Raw genomic sequence first — 25,214 nt, 5'->3', positions numbered from 1 at the left:
CAGCCATCTGGCACAACCGCCGCACCAGAACACCGATCACCCGGTCACTGACCGCCTACGACCACTGACCAGCACATCGGACTTACTCATCTAGGCCCTAGCCGGTCCACCCCAGGAAAGGGATGCATCAGATGCCTCAGTCGCCCACCTACGACGACGTCCAGGGCGCCGCCGCGCGCATCGCGCCGTACGCCCATCGCACCCCGGTGCTGCGCTCGCGCCTCATCGACGAGCGACTTGGCACCCAGGTGGTGTTCAAGTGCGAGAACTTCCAGCGCATGGGTGCCTTCAAGTTCCGCGGCGCGTTCAACGCCCTGTCGCGGTTCACTCCCGAGCAGCGGCGCGCCGGGGTCGTCGCCTACTCGTCCGGCAACCACGCCCAGGCGGTCGCACTCTCCGCCCAACTGCTGGGCATCCCCGCCACGATCGTGATGCCGCACGACGCCCCCGCCGCGAAGGTCGCCGCGACCAAGGCGTACGGCGGGCAGGTCGTCGCGTACGACCGCTACACGGAGGACCGGGAGGAGATCGGCCGCGCGCTGGCCGCCGAACGTGGTCTGACGCTGATCCCGCCCTACGATCACCCGCAGGTGATCGCGGGCCAGGGCACCGCGGCCAAGGAACTGTTCGAAGAGGCCGGCGACCTGGACGCCCTCTTCGTACCCCTCGGCGGTGGCGGCCTGCTGTCCGGCTCGGCCCTGTCGGCGAAGGCCCTGTCGCCGAACTGCGAGGTGTACGGGGTCGAACCCGAAGCCGGCGCCAAGGGCGAGCGGTCCGTCCGGCAGGGCTCCGTCGTCCGTATCGACACCCCGAAGACCATCGCCGACGGCGCGCAGACGCAAGCCCTGGGCGCGTACACATTCGACGTCATCCGCCGGGACGTCACCGGCTTCCACACCGCCAGTGACGCCGAACTCGTCAAAGCCATGCGGGACTTCGCCACCTTCATGAAGATCGTGGTCGAACCCACCGGTTGCCTCGGGCTCGCCGCCGTCCGCGATCTGGCAGGCCGACTGCGCGGGCAGCGGGTCGGGGTCATCATCAGCGGCGGCAACGTCGATCTCGACCGTTTCGCGTCATTGCTGGCTTCCTGACCTCGCGGAACCATGACGTACAGGCATCGTTCTCCACTTGACAGCTCATGACGCACGCGGCGGACGCGACAACCTGAGGGGTTTCAGTGGCGGATCTTGCGGACCTTGCGGACTCGGTCGAATCGATGGAGCAACTTGCCACGGTCTGGCGGGCGATGGTGCTCGACCGGGACGCGGGCGCGGATGTACGAGACCTTCCCGGCATCGCCGTTCGCTGGGCGGACTGCCGGTTTCCGTTCTGGAACTGCCTCACGTTGACCGATGTCGGCGCGGACGCGGACCTGGTGGAGCGACGCCTGCGCCAGGCGGCGGAGATCATGCGCTCGAAGGAGCGTCCGGGCTTCCTGTGGGTCTTCGAGGATCTTCTCGACGACGGGGCGCGCGCGGCGCTGGAGACAGCGGCCGGGCAAGCCCTCCTCGAACACGCCTTCCCCGGCACCGGCATGGCCGGAGACATCCTCCCCGTCCCCGAGCCGGTCCACCCCGACCTGACGTTTGTGCGTGTGACCACCGACGAACAGCTGCTCGCCTACGCGGACCTCAACTCCCGTGCGTACGGATTCTCCGTGGAGGACGGCCGCGACGGACTCGCCGGCTCCACGCTGTGGAAGAACGAGGTGTACGCGTATCTGGGCATGCGGGACGGCGTGCCGGTGACCTGTGCCGGGGCGGTGGAGGCGGCGGGCCGTCTGTTCGTCGTGCTCGTCGCCACGGACCCGAAGTGGGAGCGCCGAGGCTACGGCGAGGCGGTGACACGAAAGGCGCTGTACGAGGGCGGCCGGGCCACCGGACTGACCCGCGCCACTCTGCACGCGACCGCCGCCGGGGCGCCCGTGTACCCGCGTATCGGCTTCCGGCCGAACTCACCGATGCACTTCTACAGCCTGAAGGGCTGACCCCCGCGTTCGTCGGTTCGGAGGGCGGTGCGGTGGGCCGACCCGTACCGCCCCCAGCGGTCGAACGCTCGAACACCGTCTGCCAGCAATATAAACCTCATGGGGTACAAGATCGCCGTATCGAGGTAACTCGGCGGACTCTACGGGCGAGTTGGGCGCACAGGCCGTTAGCGTTCCCCTGGATCTGGACGGATCGCCCGCGCTTCACCTTCTTCTTTTCCCTTTCATCGGTTGGCGCGTGTACGCCGATCACCGCCGTCGCAAAGGAGAACCAGCCCGATGACCGTTGATGCCAGCCAGGTAGCACAGCCGGAGTCGCCACCGCAGTCCAGCCTGGGCACCGCGGCTGCCCGCAACCTGGCCACCACCACCAAGTCCGCCCCGCAGATGCAGGAGATCACCTCCCGCTGGCTGCTGCGGACGCTTCCCTGGGTCGAGACCAAGGGCGGCAACTACCGGGTGAACCGCCGACTGACCTACACCGTCGGCGACGGGCGCGTGGAGTTCGTACAGGAGGGTGCCAACGTCCGGGTGATCCCCCGCGAGCTGGGCGAACTGGCCCTGCTCCAGGGCTTCGACGATGTCGCCGTGCTCACCGCGATCGCCGACCGGTGCGTCCAGCGCGACTTCCGCGCCGGTGAGACGCTGGTCGAGCGCGGGACGCCCGCGGAGCAGATCCACCTCATCGCACACGGCCGTATCAACCAGACCTCCGTCGGCAAGTACGGCGACGAGGTCGCCGTCGCCGTCCTCGCCGACGGCGACCGGTTCGGGGACGACGCGCTCCTGGACGGCGACGCGACGTGGGACTACACCGCCACCGCCGAGACCAACGGCACGCTGCTCACCTTGTCCCGCTCCGACTTCGCCGCCGTGGTGTCCTCGGCGCCGGCCCTCCAGACGCATATCCAGCGGATCAGCTCACTTCCCCACCAGCGGCAGAACAAGCACGGCGAGGCCGAGATCGCGATGTCCGCCGGTCACGTCGGCGAGGCAAGGCTGCCAGGCGCGTTCGTGGACTACGAACTGAAGCCGCGCGAGTACGAACTCTCCGTCGCGCAGACCGTTCTGCGCATCCACACCAGGGTCGCCGACCTCTACAACGGTCCGATGAACCAGACCGAGGAGCAACTCAGGCTCACCATCGAGGCGTTGCGTGAGCGCCAGGAGTACGAGCTGGTCAACAACCGGGAGTTCGGGCTGCTCCACAACGCCGACTTCAAGCAGCGCATCCAGCCGCACTCCGGCCCGCCCACCCCGGACGACCTGGACGAGCTGCTGAGCCGTCGCCGCGGCACCAAGGTCTTCCTCGCCCACCCCAGGACGATCGCGGCGATCGGGCGCGAGCTGAACCGTCGTGGGCTCTACCCGAACCATGTCGACCTCGGCGGCCAGCAGGTCCCGGCCTGGCGCGGGGTCCCGATCCTGCCCTGCGGCAAGATCCCCGTCACCAAGGAGAACACCAGCTCCATCATCGCCATGCGCACCGGCGAGGAGAACCAGGGCGTCATCGGTCTGCGCCAGACCGGCCTGCCCGACGAGTACGAACCGGGCCTGTCGGTGCGCTTCATGGGCATCAGCGAGCAGGCGATCATGTCGTACCTGGTCAGCACCTATTACTCCGCCGCCGTCCTGGTGCCCGACGCCCTCGGCATCCTGGAGAACGTGCAGATCGCCCGCACTCGCGGCTAGGCGGTGCCACCCACCTCACCAAGGAGTTACGGATGCCCGATGCCGGGCCTTCCCCTCTGCAGTCGAGTCTGTCCGCCGCCGCGGAGGTGAGGCAACCGAGCCCCGACCTGGGACGGATCCTGGGCGGCCCCAACGGTCTGGGCACGGCGAGCCTGCACCTGGGACGACGCGCGGAACCTCCGGCCGTACCGGCACCTGAAGTTCTCGTCGCCGCTCCGAAGCCTCCGGAGCATTCGGAGCATTCGGATGCGCCGGAGCCGGAGACACCGGTGGAGGGAAAACCGATCCCCGGCCTCTACCACCACCCCGTTCCGCCGCCCGACCCGGTACGGGTGGAAGAGATCGGCCGAAGGATCAAGGAATGGGCGGTGGACGAGGTCCAGGCGTTCCCGCCCGAGTGGGAGGACCAGTTCGACGGCTTCTCCGTCGGCCGTTACATGGTCGCCTGCCATCCGGACGCTCCCACGGTCGATCACTTGATGATCGCCACCCGGCTGATGGTCGCCGAGAACGCGGTCGACGACTGCTACTGCGAGGATCACGGCGGCTCACCCGTCGGACTCGGCAGCCGCCTCCTGCTCGCACACACCGCTCTCGACCCGGTGCACACGACGAAGGAGTACCAGCCGCAGTGGGCGGAGTCACTGAAGTCGGACGGACCCCGGCGTGCCTACCACTCCGCCATGGAGTACTTCTCCCGGCAGGCGACCGACTCGCAGACCGACCGGTTCCGCCACGACATGGCCCGTCTGCATCTGGGCTACCTCGCCGAGGCCGCCTGGGCCGAGACGGATCACGTGCCCGAGGTGTGGGAGTACCTGGCGATGCGCCAGTTCAACAACTTCCGCCCCTGCCCCACGATCACCGACACCGTCGGTGGCTACGAACTGCCCGCCGACCTGCACGCGCAGGCCGCGATGCAGCGGGTGATCGCGCTGGCCGGCAACGCGACCACCATCGTCAACGACCTTTATTCGTACACCAAGGAACTCAAGAGCCCAGGCCTACATCTGAACCTGCCGGTGGTGATCGCCGAACGTGAGGGCGTCTCCGACCGGGACGGCTATCTGAAGGCGGTCGAGGTCCACAACGACCTCATGCACGAGTTCGAAACGGCCGCCGCCGCCCTCGCTGCCGCCTGCCCTGTCCCGAGCCTGCTGCGTTTCCTGCGGGGGGTCGCCGTATGGGTCGACGGCAATCACTACTGGCACCAGACCAACACCTACCGATACAGCCTGCCCGATTTCTGGTAAGGAGCCCACTTCACTGTGACCAGCACCCAGCTCTCCACCGGCTCGTCCGTCTACATCCCCGCTCCGGCGTCGCCCTACCAAGGTGATATCGCCCGGTACTGGGACGGCGAGGCCAGGCCCGTGAATCTGCGTCTCGGCGACGTCGACGGGCTTTACCACCACCACTACGGCATCGGTGACATCGATCACGCCGCCCTCGGGGACGCCGAGGACAGCGGGTACGAGAAGAGGCTGATCGCCGAGCTCCACCGGCTGGAGTCCGCCCAGGCCGAAGTCCTCCTGGACCAGCTCGGCTCCATCGGGCGCGACGACACGCTCGTGGACGCCGGCTGCGGCCGGGGCGGTTCGATGGTCATGGCCCACCAGCGCTTCGGCTGCAAGGTCGAGGGAGTCACGCTGTCGGCCAAGCAGGCCGACTTCGGCAACCGGCGTGCCCGCGAACTCGGTATCGACGACCACGTCCAGGCGCGCGTGTGCAACATGCTGGACATGCCCTTCGAAACGGGACAGGCCGCAGGCTCGTGGAACAACGAGTCGAGCATGTACGTCGACCTGGACGACCTCTTCGCCGAGCACTCCCGGGTCCTTGAGGTCGGAGGCCGCTATGTGACCATCACCGGCTGCTGGAACCCGCGTTACGGCCAGCCTTCGAAGTGGGTCTCCCAGATCAACGCGCACTTCGAGTGCAACATCCACTCCCGCCGGGAGTATCTGAAGGCCATGGCCGGCAACCGTCTCGTACCGCAGGCGATCATCGACCTGACCGCCGAGACTCTGCCCTACTGGGAGCTGCGGGCGACGAGTTCACTGGTCACCGGTATCGAGGAGGCGTTCATCAACTCGTACAAGGACGGCTCCTTCCAGTACCTCCTGATCGCGGCGGACCGCGTCTGACCGCCCACCGATAAGGTCCGGGCCCGTCACCCGACGGGCCCGGACCATTCACCCGGCGCCGGCCGCCCATCAGGACCGGTCGCGACCAAGGAGTTGTTCCATGGCTGCGGCGCCCTCGCCGAACGTGTCGCGTCGGCGGTGGGGGCCGCAGCCCTGGACCAGGCGGGCGTAGTCGGCCGCGGCGGCTGTGATGCGGTCGCGCAGGACTTCCCCGCTCTGGGAGCCGAAGTCGTCGGTGGCGGCGTACACGCCCCTCGACGACACGATGGCGTGCAGGTAGGAGAACATCGGTCGCAGTGCGTGTTCGAGGACGAGTGAGTGCCGCTCGGTGCCGCCGGTGGCTCCCATGAGGATGGGCATGTCCGACAGCGTCTCCTCGGGGAGCACGTCGAAGAAGGACTTGAACAGACCGCTGAAGGAAGCGTTGAACGCGGGGGTGACCGCGATGACCCCGTCGGCGTCCGCGACCGTGCTGAACGCCTTCTCCAGCTGCGCCGTCGGGAATCCGCTGAGCATCGCGTCGATGATCGCGTGTCCCAGGGGACGCAGTTCGACGAACGAGGACTCCACCGTGCCGCCGGCGGCGGTGAGTTGCGTACGTACGGCCGCCTCCAGACGGCCCGCGAGCATGCGCGTCGAGGACGGTTCGCGCAGTCCGCCGGTGATGATCGTGATTCTCGTCGTCACGTCCGTCACGTCCGTCACGTCGTCGGACCTCCAACTCCGTCGTTCGCGTCGCGCTCCCGCAGGAGCGACTGGTGTGTGGGGGCGTCCGGCGCCTCGGCGGACCTGCCGACGGCGAATTCCTTGCGGAGTACCGGCACCACCTCTTCCCCCAGGAGGTCCAGCTGCTCCAGCACCGTCTTGAGCGGCAGCCCCGCGTGGTCGACGAGGAACAACTGGCGCTGGTAGTCGCCCGCGTACTCCCGGAAGCTCAGCGTCTTGTCGATCACCTGCTGCGGGGAGCCGACGGTCAAGGGGGTGAGCGAGCTGAATTCCTCCAGGGACGGCCCGTGCCCGTACACGGGCGCGTTGTCGAAGTACGGCCGGAACTCCCGTACCGCGTCCTGGCTGTTGGGACGCATGAACACCTGTCCGCCCAGGCCGACGAGGGCGGACTGTGGTGTGCCGTGCCCGTAGTGCGCGAAGCGCTGCCGGTACATCTCCACCATCTTCCGGGTGTGTGACGCGGGCCAGAAGATGTGATTGGCGAAGAACCCGTCCCCGTAGTACGCGGCCAGCTCCGCGACCTCGGGAGTGCGGATGGAGCCGTGCCACACGAAGGGCGGGATGCCGTCCAGCGGACGGGGAGCGAGGGTGAAGCCCTGGAGCGGCGAGCGGAGCTTCCCCTCCCAGTCGACCACCTCCTCGCGCCACAGCCTGCGCAACAGGTCGTAGTGCTCGACCGTCAGGGGGATGGCCTGACGGATGTCCTGGCCGAACCACGGATAGACCGGTCCGGTGTTCCCGCGTCCCAGCATCACGTCGGTACGGCCGCCGGACACGTGCTGGAGGACGCTGAAGTCCTCGGCGATCTTGACAGGGTCGTTCGTGGTGATCAGCGTGGTCGACGTCGACAGGATGATCCGCTCTGTCTGCCCGGCGATATAACCGAGCAGAGTGGTGGGGGAGGAGGGCACGAAGGGGGGATTGTGGTGCTCACCCGTGGCGAAGACGTCGAGGCCGACCTCCTCCGCCTTACGGGCCGCGGTCACCGTGGCCCGGATACGCTCCGCCTCGGTAGGAGCACTGCCTGTCGTCGGATCGGGGGTCACGTCACCCACGGTGAATATGCCGAACTGCATCCCGGTCATCACTGACACCTCCCTGCCTCGCGCGAGGTACCGCAGTCACCGCCTCGGAGGGATTCGCAAAACACCCCATTTCTACCCTTCGGGGGTCGCGTTGAATCCGGCAGCGCGGGCCGGGGGCCGGCAGGCGTGCGGAGCCCTGCCGGCCCCCCGGTCCGCTGCGGCATGATGACCTCCGGGAACACCCGCAGGGGAACCGGTGGTACGAGCCACCGACCTCAGCAGGGAGTTCCGTCCTGTGCACGCGGGTTCCGCGGCGGGCGACGGCAGGGGGGCGGACATGGACTGGCACGGAGTGCTGGTGCTGTGGTGCGTGGGGTGCGGCGTACTGGCGCTGATCGGATACGGGCGGTCGCTCGCCGGGGTCACCCGGGCACAGCGGGCGGTTCGGGTGCCGGGGCGGATAGCGGAGGTGCGGATCCCTGAGCACGGTGGTCCGGGCATTCTCGGGATACCCGTGGTGGTCGCCTTCCCCGACCCCGTCACCGGGCAGGAGCACGTCCTGCCGTACGTGAGCGAGGCCGGGATCCAGCTGGATGCGGTCTGGGTGGGCCGCGAGATCGCCGTGATCCACCCGCCCGGCCACCCCGAGCGTTTCGAGATCACCTACGACGTCCAGGACGGCCAACACGGCCTGGGCTGGCCCCACTTCGCGGTGTTTCTGCTCTACTGCGGCCTGGTCGCCGACACCGCGATACTCCGCGGCTACCCGTGGGTGCTGCTCGGTGTGGGTGTGCCGCTGGCCGTCGTCATGTCGTTCGTCCTGCGCCACGACCTCCGTCTGACGCGCCGAGAAGCGGCCCGGCCGATCATCGCGGCGCCGGGCCGCGTCGCGGCCGTCCTCACGTCCGTCCACGACGACGGCGAGTCCGTCTGGACCAGCCACACCGCGTTCATCACCTTCACCACTAGCGAGGGAACGGCCGTCGCCGCCCGTCTCCGCGCCGAGCCGAAGGACCCGAAAACCACGTACGGCGCGGAAGTCACCGTCCACTACCCGCCCGACAATCTCGATGCCTTCACCCTGGACCTCACCGCCACCCGCCGTTCCACCGTCCTGGACATCGCCTTCATCGTCCTGTGCCTGCTGCTCGGCGCGGCCGGAACCGTCGCGGGCGCGCTCCTGCTGTGACGCCCGGCCCGCTATGTGGTGGTCGCTACCTGCCGCGTTGTAGCTCGGCCGAGAGGTGGTGTTGCAGTGGCTGACCCACCGCCGCGAGGTCGTGGACGAACGTGAGCGCGCCGTCGTCGGTCAGGGTGTAGCGCCGGCGGGTGGCGTCGACCTCCTTGGCCGTGGGGGTGCGGGCCACCTCGGTGGTGGCGAGGTCGACGATGTCCCCGGCCGCGTGGCCCACCGCGATCTCCGCGATACCGGTGGGCTGGGTGATCAGCGCCTCCACCCGCCCGTCGGGCTGAAGCCGCCACCAGCCGCTCTCCCGCGCCGACGGGCGCAGCGGTACGTCGTCGGCGTCCAGCAGCCAGGCCCGCGTCTCGTAGCGCAGGAAGGGACGGCCGTCATGGCTGAAGGTGATCTCCTGCGCGTACCTGAAGTCGCCGGACAGTGTGGGGTATCCGCCGTGTCCCCGGCCGTGCCACGTGCCCAGGAGACCGAGTACGGGTGCGAGCAGCGGGTGCGGTGCGGGCGCCTCGTCCGGTCGGTGGCCGTCGGGATACGGGTGCTCTGGTGCGAGGTCGAACACGGTTCGCGCTCCTGGGATTGAGGCCGGTGCAGGGTCGGTCGCAGCCTAGAGTGCCCGGCCCCTTCCCGTAGGGCCGGGCGTCCGGCCCATACCGTCCATACATTCTATTTACGCCGTTTTGCCGAGATGTGGAGGAAAATGGCACGTGTAGAGATCTGACGGAGGCGAGTGATGACACGAAACCGGTACACCAAGGACCGCGGCCTGACCACGCGCATGGTGACCACCATGTTCCTGATCGGTCTGCTGTACGTGGTCCTCGTCGGTGTGCTGCTGGCCGTGCTGGGCAAGTTCTGGCCGGTCATCCTGATTCTCGTGGGGGTGCTTTTCGTCGCCCAGTTCTGGTTCAGTGACAAGATCGCGGCCTTCGGCATGGGCGCGCGCGAGGTCACCCCGGAACAGGCACCCGAGCTGCACGGTGTCGTGGACCGTATCTGCGCACTGGCCGACATGCCCAAACCCAAGGTGGCGATCGCCGACAGCGACATACCGAACGCCTTCGCCACCGGTCGTAGCGAACGCAGCGCACTGGTCTGCGCCACCACAGGCCTGCTCCGCAGACTGGAACCGGAGGAGCTGGAGGGCGTCCTCGCCCATGAGATGTCGCACGTCGCGCACCGCGATGTCGCCGTGATGACCATCGCGTCGTTCCTGGGTGTGCTGTCGGGCCTGCTGACCCGCATGGCGCTCTACAGCGGACTGTCGAGGAGCGCCAGCAACGCCGGTCCCGCCGGTATCGCGATCCTGGTGATCCCGCTGGTCAGCGCCGTTGTCTACGCGATCGGCTTCCTGCTCACGCGGCTGCTCTCCCGCTATCGCGAGCTGTCCGCGGACCGCACGGCCGCACTGCTCACCGGCCGACCCTCGGCACTCGCCTCGGCGCTGACCAAGGTGGACAGCCAGATGGCACGAATCCCGACGAGGGACCTGCGGAAGGCGGAGCCGTACAACGCCTTCTTCTTCGTGCCGGCCTTCTCCTCCCGCGAGAGCCTGGGGCGGCTGTTCTCCTCCCACCCGACCCTGGAACAGCGGCTCGACCAGCTCGCCCGGCTCTCCGCCGATCTGGCCCGTCCGTGAACCGGGTCCGTCCGTCGTCCGTCCCTCACCCACCCGCACCGTGAGGAGCTGGTCCTGTGGGCCTTCTCGACACCATCCTCGGCCGGAGTAAACCGGTCCGACCCGATCTCGACCAGCTGTTCGCCCTCCCCTCCGCCGCGCTCACCCTCCAGGCCGGGGCCGGTTACACACCCACCGGCCTCGGCTCGGTCTGCTTCGCCGGAGTCGAGGGCGGGGGCTTCGCCCGGATCAGGCAGGACGTACAGGAACTGCTCGACGCGGACACCGGCCAGGACAGCCACCCCGTGGAGTTCAGCCAGGACTCGTACGGCTACACCTGGCTCCTCGCCCGCCAGGCGTCCAGCGACACGGCCACGCTGGTCAACGATCTGCACGCGGTCAACACACTGCTCCAGGACGGCGGCTTCGGACCGCAACTGCTCTGCTCACTGATCAGTTTCCGGGACCTGGAGCAGCGACCCCTCGCCCTCGTCTACCTCTACAAGCGCGGCAGCTTCTACCCCTTCGCGCCGCTGCCCGGCACCGCCGAGAAGCGCGACAACCAGCGGGAGCTACAGGTCAGAGCGATCCTCGGTGACGACCTGCGGATCGAGCCCGACCTCGCCCGCTGGTTCCCGGTCTGGGGCGCGCCGGGGCTCTGACCTGGTCTTACTCGGTGTGCTCGGTGTGCTCGACCAGTTGCGCGTCTCGCCGCAGCAGCCTCTGCACATGCCCACCCCGACCACTCCTCAGTTGCGGGCGGTGTGCGAGATCCTGCGCATGAACCCGGCGGACAACCGCGCCCTCCCCGCCCTCGGCAGGGAGGTCGCGGCGGGCGCCTGCCCGATCGGGTGAACCGGCTCCCGATTACGGCGTGTTCCGATGCCGTGGGCAGGCACTGTGCGATGGCGGGGCCGACCAGCGCCTACCCGCAGCACAGGGCATGGGGAGAGGGGGTCGGGAGTGGCACGGGCAAAGGGGCGGCGGCCGGTCTCGTCGCGGGACCGGGCGCGCTACTGGTTCGACCGCACGTTGGCCCGCAGCACGGGCACCATGATGGGCTGGCTGGTGATCACCTGCCTGGCCGTCGTCCTCCCGGTCAGCGTGCTGCTGGCGTGGACGGACCCCGGCTCGCCGAGATCGCTGTCGGGCCGGCTGACGGCGGCCTGGCGCACGAGCGCGGAGACGCTGCGCCTGGGCGCGATGACCGGTACACCGCTGCGGATGGTGCTGTCCGCCCTGCTCGGGCTGGTCGCTCTGCTGTGCGTGTCGACGCTGGTCGGGGTGATCACCAACAGTCTGGCCGAGCGCATGGCGGAGTTGAGCCGGGGGCGGTCCACGGTCCTGGAGCAGGACCATGTCGTCGTGCTCGGCTGGTCGGACCAAGTGACCACGGTGGTTGGGGAGTTGGTGGCCGCGCAGGCCGACCGGGGCACCCCGGCGTCGCGGGCCGGGCGAGCCCGGCACCGGCCGCGGGCCGTCGTCCTGCTTGCCGACCGGGACAAGAGCGAGATGGAGCGGGCACTGGCCGCTCGGGTCGGTCCGGTCGCACGCGCGCGGGTCATCTGCCGCAGCGGTCCCGCGAGCGACCCGGCCGTACTCGCCCTGGTCAGCCCGCGGACGGCGAGCACCGTACTGGTGCTGCCGTCGGCGGGACCGGGCGCCGACGCCGAGATCCTGCGGACCCTGCTCGCGCTGCGGGCGGTCATCGGTGAGGGGCCGGGCGGACCGCCGGTGCTGGCGGCGGTGCGGGACGACCACTACCGCGCACCGGCCCGGCTGGCGGCCGGCTCGCGCGGCACGGTCCTGGAGACCGACACCGTCACGGCCCGGCTCATCGCGCAGTGCGTCGGCCGCCCCGGCCTCTCCCTCGTCCTGCGTGACCTGCTCGACTTCGCCGGTGACGAGTTCCATGTCACCGACGCGACCGCCTTCCACGGAGGTCCCTTCGGCGCGGCCCTGCTGGGCCACGCCGACTCCTGCGTGATCGGGCTGCTCACCCCTCAGGGACATACGCGGCTGAACCCGCCCGCCGACACCGTCGTCGCGCCGGGCAGTCGGCTGATCGTCCTCACCCGTGACGAAGGCACGGCACGATCAGGGGACTGCCGGCACCTCGTCGACCCGTCGGTGATCGCCACGGACCGGCCTCCGCCGGAGGAGCCGGCGCGCCTGCTGATGCTGGGCTGGAATCGGCGGGCGCCGCTGGTCGTGGCGCAGTTACGGCGTACGGCCAGACCGGGTTCCGTTCTGGACGTGGTGACGGACCGGGCCGTACCTGGACCACGGGAGCCGGAGGCGGATCGGGATCCCGATCAGTCGGGGGAGACGACGGACGGCGCCCGGCTGGCCGTACGGTTCCGGTCCGCCGCCCTGTCGCGGCCCGAGACCCTGCTCGGGCTGGACCTCGCGCCGTACGACGGGCTGGTCGTCCTCGGCCCCGACCCGCGCGACGGCCCGGACCTCCCCGACGACTGGACACTGGTCACGCTGCTGGCCCTGCGGCTGCTCGAAGAACGCACCGGAGGACGGGAGTTACGCGTGGTCAGCGAACTCACCGACGACCGCAACCGGCCACTGGCACCGGTCAACCCCGGCTCCGACGTCATCGTCAGCGGAGAGCTGACCGGGCTGCTCATGGCACAGATCGCGCAGAACCGGCATCTGGCGGCCGTGTTCGACGAGTTGTTCTCGGCCGACGGAAGCATGATCTGCCTGCGTCCCGTTGGGACGTACGTCCGTCCCGGCAGTGAGGCCACCTTCGCCACGGTCGTGGCCGCCGCTCGCGACCGAGGCGAGTGCGCCATCGGCTACCGCTGCCACGACCGGCGTACGACGGCACCCGACCACGGGGTCCGGCTCAACCCGCACAAGGCCGAACGGCGCGAGTGGAGCACCGAGGACCAGGTGGTCGTCGTCACCACCGAAGGAACCGCACCGGCCCACCCGGCCGGTGCCCCCAGACAGGAGGTGGAGGAACACGGACCCTGACACCGGTGGGCAATCGACGACAGGCCTGTCCGGACCGCATCAGGGTCCGGGCCAGGCCGTCGCCGTGCGGACCGTCAGTTCAGCGGGGCCGGCGGCGGAGTGCCGTAGAACGTGATCGGAGACCAGCCGCGTGCCTCGGCGCCCGCAGCGGCAGTTCCCGAGTACCCCAGCAGCGAACGTCTCGAAATCTTCGACATGTTCCCCTCCTCGACGGTCGGCCTCCCCCCCGGAGGCCGACCTTGAGGATATGGGGCGATTCGCCCGCCCGGTGCTGAATGCGACCTTCCGGAAATCGTGGGCGCCGCGCCGCAGAGGTCAGTCGAATGTCACCGCCTCCCGCAGCAGTTGGACGGGATGCCAGGCGTCGCGCTCCGTGCCGTGGAATATCTGCTGCCGGCAGGACACCCCCGTCGCGACCACCACCGTGTCCGGCGGTTCGGCCGTGATCGCGGGGAAGAGCCGGTCCTCACCCACCGTCATCGACACGTCGTAGTGTTCCGACTCGAAGCCGAACGATCCCGCCATCCCGCAGCAGCCCGCGTCCAGTTCGACCACCGTCACGCCCGGAATACGGTTGAGCAGCGCGACCGTCGCGGCTGTGCCCACCTCCGCCTTCTGGTGACAGTGGCCGTGGTACATCAGCGTGCGCCCGGCCGGCCAGGAGTCCTCGCGCGGTCGCAGCCGCCCGTCGTCGATGGCTTCGACCAGCAACTCCTCGACCTGGCGCACCCTCCCGGCGATGTCCTTGACCGCCGGATCGTCCGGCAGCAGGGCCCGGTGCTCGTCGCGCAGTGTCATCAGGCACGAGGGCTCGCAGCCCACGACCGGCGAGCCCGCTTCGGTCGACTTGCTCAGGGTGTCCGCCAGATGGCGGGCCTTGTCCTTCGCGTCGTCCACCAGGCCCTTGGACAGACTCGACCTGCCGCAGCAGACACCGCTCTCCAGCCGTACGTCCCACCCCGCCCGCTCCAGCAGTTCGACGGCCGCGCGCCCGATGCCCGGCTCGGTGAAGGTGGTGAAGGAGTCGGCGAGATACGTGACGGTGCCCTGGGTGACCGGGTGCGTGGTCGCTTTACGGCGCCGGAACCAGCGCTGCAGGTTCTGGCGTTCGAAGACCGGCAGCGGTCGCGCCGCGGTGATGCCCACCGTGCGCTCCATCAGCCGGCGCACCAGGGGGATCTTGCCCGGCAGATTGGACAGCGGGGCGGTCGCCGAGCCCACGCGGTTCAGGAACCGGATCGAACCGAACAGACGGGAGCGCAGCGGCACTCCGTGGAGGTCGTGGTGGTGCGAGAGCGCTTCGCTCTTGAGGGTCGCTATGTCGACACCGAGGGGGCATTCGCTCTTGCACGCCTTGCACATCAGACACAGGTCGAGGACCTCGTGCAGCCGCTCGTCCCCGAGCGCGGTGCGCGGGTCCGGCTCGGACAGGGCCTTGACCAGGGCGGCGGCCCGGCCGCGGGTGGAGTCCTCCTCCTTGCGGGTGGCCATGTACGAGGGACACATGGCGCCGCTGCCCGACTTGCGGCACAGGCCGATGTTCATGCACCGGTCCGCCGCCGCGCGCATGGCGCCACCGCCGCCGTCAGCGAGTCCGTGGCCCGTTCCCGCGCCGATGACTTCGAAGGAGAGCCGGGTGCGCAGGGGCTCGACGGGTTTGAGCGCCGCGTCCCGCAGGTTCTCCGTCATCGGCTGCGCGTCCACGATCTTGCCCGGATTGAGTACGTCGTCGGGGTCGAAGAGCTTCTTGACCTCACGCATCGCCTCGTACAGCACGTCGCCGAAGATCTCCCGGTTGAACTCGCTGCGCGCCAGACCGTCGCCGTGCTCGCTGGAGTTGACGCCGCCGTACTCCGCGACGAGATCCTTGATCTCCTCGGCGACACTGCGCATCTTGACCACCTCCGCCGGGTCGGCGAGGTCGACAAACGGCCGGATGTGCAGACAGCCGACCGAGCAGTGGCCGTAGAAACCGGCCGTCATGCCGTGCCGGTCGAGGACTTCCTTGAAGCTGCGGGTGTAGTCACCGAGATGGACGGGGTCGACGGCGGTGTCCTCGACGAAGGCCAGCGGGCGCTTGGTGCCCTCGCTGGCCGCCATCAGCAGACCGAGCCCGGCCTTGCGGACCTTCAGCAGCGAGGACTGCTGGGCCGGGGTGACCGCTCGCAGGGTGTGATATCCGTGCCCGTTCTTCGCCCACAGCGCGGTGAGCCGCTTCAACTGCCCCAGCAGCTCGGCCTCGTCGTCTCCGCTGAAGGAGACGAAGAGCAGGGCCTCGGGATCTCCGTTCAGGAGGTCGCCCAGTGCCGCGTACTCGATCTTGCGGCGGGACAGGTCGAGGATCGTCCGGTCCATCAGCTCCACGGCGGCCGGGTCGCAGGCCAGCGCGTCCTGCGTCGCGGCGATCGCTCCGGCCACGGAGGTGAAGTGGCCGACGGCGATCACCGTACGGCTCGGCTTGGGCACCAGATCGACCAGCGCGCTGGTCGCGACGGCCAGCGTCCCCTCTGAACCGACCACGAATGTGGCCAGGTCGAAGCTGGCTTCCTCGCGCGCCAGCCGGTCCAGCCGGTAACCGCAGGCGCGGCGCCAGTGCGCCGGGAAGCCCTCGGCGATGGCCGCCGCGTTGGCCCGTACGATCTCGGGCAGCTCCCGGTAGAGAGCGCCCTCCAGCGTGGGCCGGGTTGCCCGCCGCGCACGTTCGGCCTCGTCGACCCGGTCCAGGCGGACCCGGCTCGCGTCCGAGAGCACCACGTCGAGTTCCCGGACATGGTCGATCGTCATACCGTGGCGCAGGGATCCGCTGCCGGCCGAGTTGTTGCCGATCATCCCGCCGATGGTGGCCCTGTTGCTGGTCGAGGTGTCCGGGCCGAACATCAGCCCCCAGGGGCTCGCGGCCCGGTTGAGCTGGTCCTGTACGACTCCGGCCTCGACCAGCGCCGTACCGCTGCCGGGGTCCAGCTCCACGATGCGGTTCAGATGCCGGGACATGTCCAGCACCAGGCCCGGACCGACGGTCTGGCCGGCCAGGCTCGTCCCGGCGCCGCGCGGCACCACGGACACCTGGTGGGCAGCGGCGGCGGCTACGGCCGCCGCCACGTCGTCGGCGTTGCGCGGGAAGACCACCCCGAGCGGGGTGATCGCGTACATGCTCGCGTCCCGCGCGAACAACTGCCGTGTGTAGTCGTCGAATTGGACCTCCCCGTCGAGATCCCTCGCCAGCTCCCGCTGGAGCGTGCGGGCCAACTCCTGGTGCTCCGGGCTCTCGTGGGCGGGGCGCTCGCCCCTGGTGATGGTCATGCCGGTCTGGCCTCCTCGGTGTTCAGCCCGTGCTCAGGACGTCCAGCGCCGCGTTGAGACCGCTCGGATCGACGCGTACGCCCGACAGTTGAAGACCCATCTGCACCCCGGCGAGCGTGCCCGCGAGCGTCAGGTCGTTGAAGTGCCCGAGGTGTCCGATCCGGAAGATGCGTCCGGCGAGCTTGCCGAGCCCGGCGCCCAGGGACATGTCGAACCGGTCGAGGATGACTTCGCGCACCTTGTCGGCGTCCACGTCGTCGGGTACGAGCACCGCGGTGAGCGCGGACGAGTGTTCGCGGTCGTCGGCGCAGAGCACCTCAAGTCCCCAGCCGCGCACGGCTGCCCGGGTGGCCGCCGCGTGCCGGTCGTGCCGGGCGAAGACCTCGGGCAGGCCCTCCGCCGCGAGCATTCGCAGGGCCTCGTCGAGCCCGTAGAGCAGATTGGTGGCGGGGGTGTACGGGAAGAAGCCGCGCCGGTTCGCCTCGATGACCGGCTGCCAGTCCCAGTACGACGTGCGCAGCCCCGACGTGCGGGAAGCGGTGAGTGCCTTCTCGCTGACCGCGTTGAAGCTCAGGCCCGGTGGGAGCATCAGGCCCTTCTGGGAGCCGGCCACCGTGACGTCGACGCCCCATTCGTCATGCCGGTAGTCGATCGAGCCGAGCGAGGAGATCGTGTCGACGAGGAGCAGCGCGGGGTGCCGCGTCGCGTCCATCGCCTGCCTGATCTCGGCGATCCGGCTGGTCACGCCGGTCGATGTCTCGTTGTGGACGACGCAGACGGCCTTGATCGTATGGGCGGTGTCGGCCGCGAGGCGTTCGGCGACGGTCTCCGGGTCGGCGCCGTGCCGCCAGTCGCCCGGTACGAAGTCGACGTAGAGGCCGAGTTCGGTGGCCATGCGCTGCCAGAGGGTGGCGAAATGGCCGGTCTCCACGTGCAGTACGCGGTCGCCGGTGCTGAGGGTGTTGACGAGGGCGGCCTCCCAGGCCCCCGTGCCGGAGCCGGGGAAGACCACGACGGGTCCCGAGGTGCCGAAGACCGGTCCGAGTCGGGCGAGCAGGTTCGTGGTGAACGCGGCGAATTCGGGGCCCCGGTGGTCCATCGTCGGGGCCGACATGGCGCGGAGCACCTGGTCGGGGACGTTGGTGGGGCCGGGGATCTGCAAGAAGTGCCGCCCGGTGCGAGTGGTCACGGTGGCCAACTCCCTTGTCAGGTGTGCCGCAATGTGGCACGGTGTGTCGTAAGATGGCACGGCGGAGCATAGGAGCCAACCACTCGGGAGTCAACGGATGCAGAGCGTTCTCAACGCACTTCGGGTTCTGGAAGAGGTCGCCGCACGGCAGCCGGTGGGCGTCGCCGACCTGGCCCGCGCCCTCGAACTGCCCAAGAGCTCGGCGCAGCGGGCGCTGCGCACCCTGGACACCGCCGGGTGGATCCGCCCGGCCGGCGGTGAGGTCACCCGCTGGGTCCTGACCACCAAGGCACTGCAGGTCGGACGGCGTGCCACCGGGGAGCTGAGCCTGCGCGACGTGGCTGTGCCGCTCATGGAGGAGCTGCGCAGACGCACCGACGAGACGGTCCATCTGACGGTGCCCGACGTGGACAAGGTGGTGCTGATCGAGCGCCTGGAGACCTCGAAGGCGGTACGGATCATCCTGGCGCTGGGCACGCATCTGCCCATCCACGCCTCCGCGAACGGCAAGGCCGTGCTCTCGGCGAGTGCCCCCGAGGTGATCGAGCGCCAACTGGCCGCCGGACTGGAGGGGTTCACCGCCGCCACCGTCACCGACCGGGACGCGTTGCTCGCCGAACTGGCGCGCATCCGGGAGCGCGGGTACGCCACCAACAGCGGTGAGTGGCGCGACGACGTCTCCGCCGTCGCGGCCCCGGTCCTGGGCGAGGCGGGTACGCCGATCGCCAGCATCAGCGTCAACATGCCGACGAGCCGGATGACCCCGGAGTCGTCCGCCGCGCACGGAGCACTCGTGAGTGAGACGGCGCGGCAGGTCAGCGCGGCCCTGGGGCACACACGCCAAGGGTGAACGGGCGGGGCCCACCGCCCGATCGGATCGGACGGGCCCCGTCGCGTCCGATCCGAAGGAATGTTGCAGGCCCCCTTGACGTCGGCGGAAAAGCTCTTCAATACTCCCGACTGCGGAAGTCGACTTCCGTCAGGCGGAATGATTTGCCCATCCCTGGGGGCTTCTCCGGAACTTTGGGCGAACGTTCGCGCGCCGTCTCACATCCCGGCATCTCCGGTGCCGCGCGCACCGCTCGTCATGCGCCGACGCACCAAGGCGCCAACGTGCCCCGGTGCACCGCGACATGACCTTCGGCCGACGGCAAGGGAGCCCTCGTGTCAGATCAAGTCATCTCCATCATCGCCCTGGTAATCATCTTTGCTATCGCGACCTTCTCCGCCGTCCATCTGGGCGTGCTCGCGATCGTCGCGGCGTTCATCGTCGGCTCCACGGTGGCGAACGAGTCCAGCGACGACATCTTCTCCGGCTTCCCCGGCGATCTGTTCGTCGTGCTGGTCGGCGTGACCCTGCTGTTCGGAATCGCCAAGAGCAACGGCACCGTCGACTGGCTCGTCAAAGCGGCCGTCAAGGCGGTGCGCGGCAGGATCGCCCTCATCCCCTGGGTCATGTTCCTGGTCACCGCCGTTCTCACGGCGGTCGGCGCGGTCACGCCCGCCGCAGTCGGGATCGTCGCGCCCATCGGTCTCGGTTTCGCCGCGACGTACGGCATCAGCCCCGTGCTCATGGGGCTGTTCATCGCCAACGGGGCCAGCGCGGGCGGCTTTTCGCCGATCGGGGTCTTCGGCAGCATCACCAACAACGTGGTCGAACGCAACGACCTGCCCGGCAACCCCGCGATGCTGTTCACCGCGTCGTTCCTCTTCAACGTCGGCCTGTGCGTCATCATCTTTCTGCTCTTCGGCGGGCGAAAGTTGCTCGGGCAAATATCTACGACCGGTGGGAGTGCGACGGACGAGTCTCCGCGCCTCGACCTTCCGCGTGCGCTGACCCTCCTCGGACTGCTCAGCCTGGTCGGTGGCGCCCTCTTCTTCGATCTCGATGTGGGCCTGATGGCGCTGACCATCGCCGTCGTCCTGACCCTGGTCGCGCCGAACTCGGCCAAGGGCGCGGTGGATCGGTGCGCGTGGTCCACCGTGCTGCTGGTCTGCGGCATCGTCACCTATGTCAGCCAGATGGAGCGCATGGGAACCATCGCCTGGCTCGGCGAGCGGGTCGCGAGCATCGACGCCCCGCTCCTGGGGGCCCTGCTGATCTGCCTGATCGGCGCCGTGGTGTCGGCCTTCGCCTCGACCACCGGGATGCTCGGGGCGCTGATCCCGCTGGCGGTCCCGTTCCTGCTCACCGGCCAGGTGGGAGCCGTGGGGCTCATCACCGCCCTGGCCATATCCGCGTCGATCGTGGACGCGTCGCCCTTCTCCACCAGCGGCGCGCTGGTGACCGCGAACACCCCGGCCGACCAGCGCGACCTGGTCTTCCGCCGACTCATGACCTGGGGCCTGGGGATCGCCGTCGTCGGCCCCCTGGTCACCTGGCTTCTGTTCGTGGTCCCAGGCTCGCTCTGACCGGTCGTCGGCTCCGAAACGGCCGCCGGCCCCCCGCGGATCACCGCGGGGGGCCGACGACTGCGTACGACGGGGTTTAGATGTTGTCGCCGAAGATGACGACGGTGTTGAAGCTGTCCTTGATCCACGTGGAGACGAACTCGCTGTTCACGATGGAGTTGCCGCGGTCGTGCCCGCCGGCCGGCCCCGGACCGGCGGCAGCGGCGGCGCCCGCGCCGCCCAGGACGGTGAGAGCGGCGATGGCGGTGGCGGCGACTGCTGTGCGGATGCGCATGGGGTCTTCTCTTTCTATCTATGGGGACTGTCGACTCTGCACCCATAGACGCTGGACGCCCCTTGATAACCGAATGGTTGGGGAGACCACTCCGATGCAGGACGGCGGTAATTACATAGGTATATAGGCGTGCGGAGGCGTGTGCGGCGACCGGTAGGGCGATATTAAGTCAGTCGCTTGCTTTAGTTGGATGAGAGCTGTTAACTGATCGCGTACTCGAAGCCGACCACGAGGATGTGCGATGGGTGGCCCCGCGCGAAGTGCCGGTACGCTCACGACCGTGAGAGCGAAGACCGGCCGAGGGGAACGGGCCGACGCGACGCGGGAGTTGATTCTCGCCACGGCGGAACGGCTGTTCGCCGAGCACGGTGTGTTCGCGGTCTCCAACCGACAGGTCAGCGAAGCGGCAGGGCAGGGCAACAACGCCGCCGTCGGCTACCACTTCGGTACGAAGACGGATCTCGTACGGGCCATCGCACGCAAGCACGCCGAACCGGTCGAACGGGGCCGGCAGCGGATGGTGACCGAGATCAGCGGCACTCCCAATGTACGGGACTGGGTCACCTGTCTCGTACGCCCGATCACCAACCATCTCGACGCGCTGGGCAGCCCCACGTGGTACGCCAGATTCGCCGCACAGTCGATGACCGATCCGGCCCTGCGCGAGATCATGGTCCAGGAATCGCTGTCCGCGTCCTCGCTGCACCAGATCATCGAAGGTCTCGATGTGTGCCTCGCCGATCTGCCGGCCGAAGTACGGGCCGACCGCGGTGACATGGCCCGTCAGCTGATGACACACATCTGCGCCGAGCGGGAGCGGGCGCTCGCCCTCGGCGCCGCCACCCCACGGTCGAGCTGGCACGACGCGGGGACGGGCCTCATCGACGCGATGGTCGGGCTGTGGCTGGCCCCCGTCACACAGCCCTGACCGTCAACCACCCCGATCGGCTCCCACTTCTGATCACCCCTCAACTCCGAGGGTCTCACCCCAGTTCGCCCCGACCCTCAGCCCCCGCATGCCCTGGACGGCCGGCCCATGGCCGCTGTCGAGGGTCAACCCTGCGACCCCCCACGTTCCTTGCCGAACCGCAGCCGGAGGAGATCCGACGATGAACGCCACGGTGGACCGGACACCGGACACCACACCTCGCACACTCCACGAGCCCGCCGACGTGCTGGTCGTCGGTGCGTCAGCCGCCGGGCTGACCACGGTGGAGGCATTACGGCGCCACGGCTACCGGGGCACGGTCACGGTGCTCGGTGCGGAGACAGACCCGCCGTACGACCGGCCACCGCTCTCGAAGCAGGTGCTGGCCGGCGGCTGGCCGCCCGAGCGCGCCCAACTGCGCCCGCCGGACGCGCTGTCGGCGCTGGGCGCCGAATTCATCCTCGGCGACCCGGCGGTCGGGCTCGACGCGACGACCCGCACGGTGCGCACCGCGTCCGGACGTACCCTGCGCGCCGAAGCGGTCGTCGTGGCCACCGGTACGCGCCCCAGGACCCTTCCCGGACAGACCGGTCTGGCCGGGGTCCACGTACTGCGCACCTTAGGCGACGCGCTCGCGCTCCGCGCCGCGCTCCTCGGCTCCGCACGGCTCGTGGTCGTCGGAGACGGCGTGCTCGGCGCGGAGATCGCCGCCACCGCGCGCACCATGGGATGTGACGTCACCGTCGTGGGACCCCAGCCCGCCCCGATGGCCAACCAACTCGGCCACGCTGTCGCCGAGTTGCTTGCCGACCTGCACACCGCGCGCGGGACCGGCCTGCGGCCGGGCTCCGGCGTACGCGCACTGGTCGGCAGCGCGGGCGCCGTCACCGGCGTAAGCCTCGACAACGGCGAGGTGCTGCCCGCCGACCTCGTCGTCGTGGCCATCGGCGGCGATCCGGTGACCGGCTGGCTCCGGGACAGCGGCCTGCGGGTCGACAACGGCCTTGTCTGTGACTCCCGTTGCCGGGCGGGTCAGGGCGTGTACGCCGTCGGAGACGTGGCGCGCTGGCACCATGACCAACTCGGTGAGCTGCTACGGCTGGAGAACCGGACCAACGCCGGCGAACAGGCCATGGCCGTCGCCGCCAACATCCTCGGCGCCGACCGGGCGTACACACCCGTGCCGTACTTCTGGACCGACCAGTTCGACACGAAGATCCAGGTGCACGGCGTCGTTCCCGCCGGTGCCGACGCCGAGATGGCCGTCGTGGGCGGTGACCCGGCGACCGGACGATTCGTCGCGCGGTACCGCCGAGAAGGCCGGGTCACCGGCGTTGTCGGCTGGAACATGCCCAAGCAGACCCGACAGCGCCGCCAGGACGTCGCCGACGCGCTCGCCGGCGGACGGGTTCGGACCCCCGCCTCGCTCTGACCGGCGCGCCCCCTCCCGTACCCCCACGACCACACCGCCCTCACCCACCCCCCTGGAGCAGAGAAATGACCAGCACTGTCCTGCGGTTCCCGATGAGCCGGGCGGCCGGCTGCCCCTTCGACCCGCCCCCGACCGCCGTCGCCCAGCAGAAGGAGGCCCCGCTCACCAGGGTCCGGCTGTGGGACGACAGCACCCCCTGGCTGGTGACCCGGTACGCCGAACAGCGCGCCCTGCTCGCCGACCCCCGCGTCAGCGCCGACATCAACCGGCCCGGCTACCCGCTCCAGGTCCCGCTTCCCCCCGGCGGCGGGTCCGCCAGCTTCGTCCTCATGGACGATCCCGAGCACGCCCGGCTCCGGCGCATGGTGACGGCCCCCTTCGCCGTCAAGCGGGTGGAAGCGCTGCGACCGGCCGTCCAGCGCATCGTCGACGACCTGCTCGACGTGATGCTGGCCGGTCCGAAACCGGTCGACCTGGTCGACGCGTTCGCGCTGCCGGTGCCCTCGCTGGTGATCTGCGAACTGCTCGGAGTCCCCTACGGCGACCACGACTTTTTCCAGGACAACAGCAAGATCATCGTCAAGCGGGACGCCGATCCCGAGCAACGGCTCGGCGCGCAGCGCGCGTTGGTCGGCTATCTGGACGACCTCATGGGCAGGAAGATCGCCGCCCCCGCCGACGACCTGCTGTCCGGCCTGGCCGGACGGGTGAACGCGGGGGAGCTGACCCGCAACGAAGCGGCCCAGATGGGCGTGCTGCTGCTGATCGCCGGACACGAGACCACCGCGAACATGATCGCGCTCGGTACGCTCGCGCTGCTCGAACACCCCGCCCAGCTGGCACTGCTGCGCGACTCCGAGGACCCCAAGCTGGTCGCTTCGGCCGTCGAGGAACTGCTGCGCTATCTCAACATCGTCCACAACGGCCGCCGCAGGGTCGCGCTCGAAGACATCGACATCGCCGGTGAACGCGTCCGCGCCGGCGACGGGTTGATCATCGCCAACGACATCGGCAACCGCGACCCCGACGCCTTCCCGGAACCCGACCGCCTCGACATCGAGCGCGACGCCCGGCACCACGTGGCGTTCGGCTTCGGCGTCCACCAGTGCCTGGGCCAGCCACTGGCCCGGCTGGAACTCCAGGTCGTCTACAGCACCCTCTACCGGCGTGTCCCCACTCTGAGGCTCGCGGCCGACATCGACCAACTCCCGTTCAAGCACGACGGAAACGTCTACGGGGTCTACGAACTCCCCATCACCTGGTGACCGGGCGGACCGGGACCGGGCCGATGCCCACCACGACCAACCCCTCACCCAAGGAGCCTTCATGAAGATCACCCTCGACCAGGACAAGTGCGTCGCGTCCGGACAGTGCGTGGTCGCCGCCGCTGACGTGTTCGACCAGCGCGACGAGGACGGCATCGCCGTACTCCTCACCGCCGAGCCCCCGGCCGAGCAGGCCGACGACACCCGTCACGCCGCGTCCGTGTGTCCGGCCCTCGCCATCCACATCCAGGAATGACGATCGGTGGTCACGGCCGGTCGGCCTTCACTCGAATGGCCTAGTCCGGCTGGTCGTGGGGGCGTGGGCGGCGGATCGTCGGCCGCATGCCCGAGTGGTTCGGAGAGCGGGCCACGTACTGGGCCGAGGAGGCTCTCATGGCACAGACCGCGACCCCTTCGGGGGCACATCACACACCGCGAGGCAAAGGCCAGGGCGGTACGGCGTGGGCGACCGGCGGGGCGATGTTCGCCGGGGTCCTGCTGTTCGTGGACGGTGTGCTGGCCGTTCTGAACGGCGTCGTGAGCATCGCGCGCGACAACGTGTACACGCTCAACGGTGCCTACACCTACCAGTTCAGCCTGACCACATGGGGCTGGATCCATGTGGCGGCGGGCGCGGTCCTGGCCCTCACCGGGCTGGGCATCATCGCCCGCGCGCCCTGGGCACGGCTGATCGGCGTGGGCGTGGCCGCCATCAGCATCGTCTTGAACTTCATGTGGCTGCCCTACCAGCCCGTCTGGGCGGTGGTCGTCATCGCGCTGGGCGTCTTCGTGATCTGGTCCCTGCTGACCGACCGCCCCAGGGCGGCGCGGTAGTCACATACGGTCCGACGGCGCCGGGGGGGGGGGGGGCCCCCCCCCGCCCCCCGGGCGCGCGCCCCCCCCCCCCCCCCCCCCCCCCCCCCCCCCCCCCCCCGCCCAGCTCCCCGGCGCGCACCGCGACCGCAACGCCCCCGCTGCCGACGGGCCGTTGGGTGCTTCCCTCGCCGCGCTGACCTGGTCGCGGCCC

23 protein-coding genes and 1 pseudogene are annotated in these 25,214 nt (G+C 69.5%); 17 read left to right on the top strand and 7 right to left on the bottom strand.

Features of this window, described 5'->3' with window-relative positions; translation table 11 throughout:
- The first annotated feature begins 122 nt into the window (after positions 1-122).
- The 5 genes from ACIBLA_RS36940 (at position 123) to ACIBLA_RS36920 (ending at position 5,829) form a co-directional block, all read left to right on the top strand.
- Complete coding sequence (locus ACIBLA_RS36940) at positions 123-1,094, top strand: threo-3-hydroxy-L-aspartate ammonia-lyase (RefSeq protein ID WP_399201092.1); 972 nt, start codon at positions 123-125, stop codon at positions 1,092-1,094.
- A gap of 125 nt (positions 1,095-1,219) precedes the next feature.
- The gene (locus ACIBLA_RS36935) at positions 1,220-1,990 is read left to right on the top strand and encodes a GNAT family N-acetyltransferase (RefSeq protein WP_363245783.1); all 771 of its coding nucleotides are present in this window, start codon (positions 1,220-1,222) and stop codon (positions 1,988-1,990) included.
- Between the two features lie 279 nt (positions 1,991-2,269).
- Positions 2,270-3,682: a family 2B encapsulin nanocompartment shell protein gene (locus ACIBLA_RS36930; RefSeq protein WP_363245784.1), complete on the top strand. Its 1,413-nt coding sequence runs from the start codon at positions 2,270-2,272 to the stop codon at positions 3,680-3,682.
- Positions 3,683-3,714: 32 nt separating this feature from the next.
- Positions 3,715-4,935: a family 2 encapsulin nanocompartment cargo protein terpene cyclase gene (locus tag ACIBLA_RS36925; RefSeq protein ID WP_399201091.1), complete on the top strand. Its 1,221-nt coding sequence runs from the start codon at positions 3,715-3,717 to the stop codon at positions 4,933-4,935.
- 15 nt (positions 4,936-4,950) lie between these two features.
- Positions 4,951-5,829: a geranyl diphosphate 2-C-methyltransferase gene (locus tag ACIBLA_RS36920; RefSeq protein WP_399201090.1), complete on the top strand. Its 879-nt coding sequence runs from the start codon at positions 4,951-4,953 to the stop codon at positions 5,827-5,829.
- Positions 5,830-5,898: 69 nt separating this feature from the next.
- Here the strand turns inward: ACIBLA_RS36920 and ACIBLA_RS36915 are convergent, their stop codons facing one another.
- Positions 5,899-6,516, bottom strand: a complete 618-nt coding sequence (locus ACIBLA_RS36915) for a CE1759 family FMN reductase (RefSeq protein ID WP_363245786.1) — start codon at positions 6,514-6,516, stop codon at positions 5,899-5,901.
- A gap of 14 nt (positions 6,517-6,530) precedes the next feature.
- A complete protein-coding gene (locus tag ACIBLA_RS36910; protein ID WP_399201093.1) occupies positions 6,531-7,634 on the bottom strand; it encodes an LLM class flavin-dependent oxidoreductase in 1,104 nt (367 codons plus the stop codon).
- 286 nt (positions 7,635-7,920) lie between these two features.
- Here ACIBLA_RS36910 and ACIBLA_RS36905 point away from each other — a divergent pair, with 286 nt between their 5' ends.
- On the top strand, positions 7,921-8,772 hold the full coding sequence (locus tag ACIBLA_RS36905; protein WP_399201089.1) for a DUF3592 domain-containing protein: 852 nt from the start codon (positions 7,921-7,923) through the stop codon (positions 8,770-8,772).
- Between the two features lie 25 nt (positions 8,773-8,797).
- Here ACIBLA_RS36905 and ACIBLA_RS36900 read toward each other — a convergent pair whose 3' ends face one another.
- Complete coding sequence (locus tag ACIBLA_RS36900; protein ID WP_399201088.1) at positions 8,798-9,340, bottom strand: FABP family protein; 543 nt, start codon at positions 9,338-9,340, stop codon at positions 8,798-8,800.
- A gap of 171 nt (positions 9,341-9,511) precedes the next feature.
- On the opposite strand from ACIBLA_RS36900, the gene htpX reads away from it, so the two are divergent.
- From htpX to ACIBLA_RS36880, 4 genes and pseudogenes are all read left to right on the top strand, one after another.
- Positions 9,512-10,417, top strand: a complete 906-nt coding sequence (gene htpX / locus ACIBLA_RS36895) for a zinc metalloprotease HtpX (protein ID WP_363245789.1) — start codon at positions 9,512-9,514, stop codon at positions 10,415-10,417.
- A gap of 56 nt (positions 10,418-10,473) precedes the next feature.
- On the top strand, positions 10,474-11,058 hold the full coding sequence (locus ACIBLA_RS36890; RefSeq protein WP_363245790.1) for a hypothetical protein: 585 nt from the start codon (positions 10,474-10,476) through the stop codon (positions 11,056-11,058).
- A gap of 25 nt (positions 11,059-11,083) precedes the next feature.
- Positions 11,084-11,230: pseudogene (locus ACIBLA_RS36885) on the top strand (AraC family transcriptional regulator); the annotation flags it as partial.
- 129 nt (positions 11,231-11,359) lie between these two features.
- The gene (locus ACIBLA_RS36880) at positions 11,360-13,387 is read left to right on the top strand and encodes an NAD-binding lipoprotein (protein ID WP_399201087.1); all 2,028 of its coding nucleotides are present in this window, start codon (positions 11,360-11,362) and stop codon (positions 13,385-13,387) included.
- Between the two features lie 74 nt (positions 13,388-13,461).
- Here ACIBLA_RS36880 and ACIBLA_RS36875 read toward each other — a convergent pair whose 3' ends face one another.
- From ACIBLA_RS36875 to ACIBLA_RS36865, 3 genes are all read right to left on the bottom strand, one after another.
- Positions 13,462-13,584 (bottom strand): hypothetical protein, encoded by a 123-nt coding sequence (locus ACIBLA_RS36875; protein ID WP_363245792.1) that lies wholly within the window; start codon positions 13,582-13,584, stop codon positions 13,462-13,464.
- A 118-nt stretch (positions 13,585-13,702) separates the two neighbouring features.
- Complete coding sequence (locus ACIBLA_RS36870; RefSeq protein WP_399201086.1) at positions 13,703-16,687, bottom strand: FAD-binding and (Fe-S)-binding domain-containing protein; 2,985 nt, start codon at positions 16,685-16,687, stop codon at positions 13,703-13,705.
- Positions 16,688-16,709: 22 nt separating this feature from the next.
- Positions 16,710-17,876, bottom strand: coding sequence for a pyridoxal-phosphate-dependent aminotransferase family protein (locus ACIBLA_RS36865; protein ID WP_399201085.1), 1,167 nt, complete (start codon positions 17,874-17,876; stop codon positions 16,710-16,712).
- A gap of 97 nt (positions 17,877-17,973) precedes the next feature.
- On the opposite strand from ACIBLA_RS36865, the gene ACIBLA_RS36860 reads away from it, so the two are divergent.
- Together ACIBLA_RS36860 and ACIBLA_RS36855 are read left to right on the top strand one after the other, a co-directional pair.
- Positions 17,974-18,726 carry an IclR family transcriptional regulator gene (locus ACIBLA_RS36860; protein ID WP_399201084.1) on the top strand — a complete coding sequence of 251 codons (753 nt, stop codon included), beginning with the start codon at positions 17,974-17,976 and terminating at the stop codon, positions 18,724-18,726.
- A 314-nt stretch (positions 18,727-19,040) separates the two neighbouring features.
- On the top strand, positions 19,041-20,288 hold the full coding sequence (locus tag ACIBLA_RS36855; RefSeq protein ID WP_363245796.1) for an SLC13 family permease: 1,248 nt from the start codon (positions 19,041-19,043) through the stop codon (positions 20,286-20,288).
- Positions 20,289-20,364: 76 nt separating this feature from the next.
- On the opposite strand, the gene ACIBLA_RS36850 is transcribed toward ACIBLA_RS36855, so the two are convergent.
- On the bottom strand, positions 20,365-20,562 hold the full coding sequence (locus tag ACIBLA_RS36850) for a hypothetical protein (protein ID WP_363245797.1): 198 nt from the start codon (positions 20,560-20,562) through the stop codon (positions 20,365-20,367).
- Positions 20,563-20,842: 280 nt separating this feature from the next.
- Between ACIBLA_RS36850 and ACIBLA_RS36845 the strand changes: the two genes are divergently transcribed.
- From ACIBLA_RS36845 to ACIBLA_RS36825, 5 genes are all read left to right on the top strand, one after another.
- Positions 20,843-21,490 (top strand): TetR/AcrR family transcriptional regulator, encoded by a 648-nt coding sequence (locus ACIBLA_RS36845; protein ID WP_399201083.1) that lies wholly within the window; start codon positions 20,843-20,845, stop codon positions 21,488-21,490.
- A gap of 181 nt (positions 21,491-21,671) precedes the next feature.
- Positions 21,672-22,922 (top strand): NAD(P)/FAD-dependent oxidoreductase, encoded by a 1,251-nt coding sequence (locus ACIBLA_RS36840; protein ID WP_399201082.1) that lies wholly within the window; start codon positions 21,672-21,674, stop codon positions 22,920-22,922.
- A gap of 65 nt (positions 22,923-22,987) precedes the next feature.
- Positions 22,988-24,187: a cytochrome P450 gene (locus ACIBLA_RS36835; protein ID WP_399201081.1), complete on the top strand. Its 1,200-nt coding sequence runs from the start codon at positions 22,988-22,990 to the stop codon at positions 24,185-24,187.
- Between the two features lie 61 nt (positions 24,188-24,248).
- Positions 24,249-24,443 (top strand): ferredoxin, encoded by a 195-nt coding sequence (locus ACIBLA_RS36830; RefSeq protein WP_363245802.1) that lies wholly within the window; start codon positions 24,249-24,251, stop codon positions 24,441-24,443.
- A 137-nt stretch (positions 24,444-24,580) separates the two neighbouring features.
- Positions 24,581-25,021 (top strand): hypothetical protein, encoded by a 441-nt coding sequence (locus tag ACIBLA_RS36825; RefSeq protein ID WP_363245804.1) that lies wholly within the window; start codon positions 24,581-24,583, stop codon positions 25,019-25,021.
- Positions 25,022-25,214: the final 193 nt, after the last annotated feature.

It is taken from the genome of Streptomyces sp. NPDC050433 (genome assembly GCF_044458565.1).
Lineage (GTDB): Bacteria > Actinomycetota > Actinomycetes > Streptomycetales > Streptomycetaceae > Streptomyces.
This window is presented reverse-complemented; position numbering and strand designations above follow the sequence as displayed.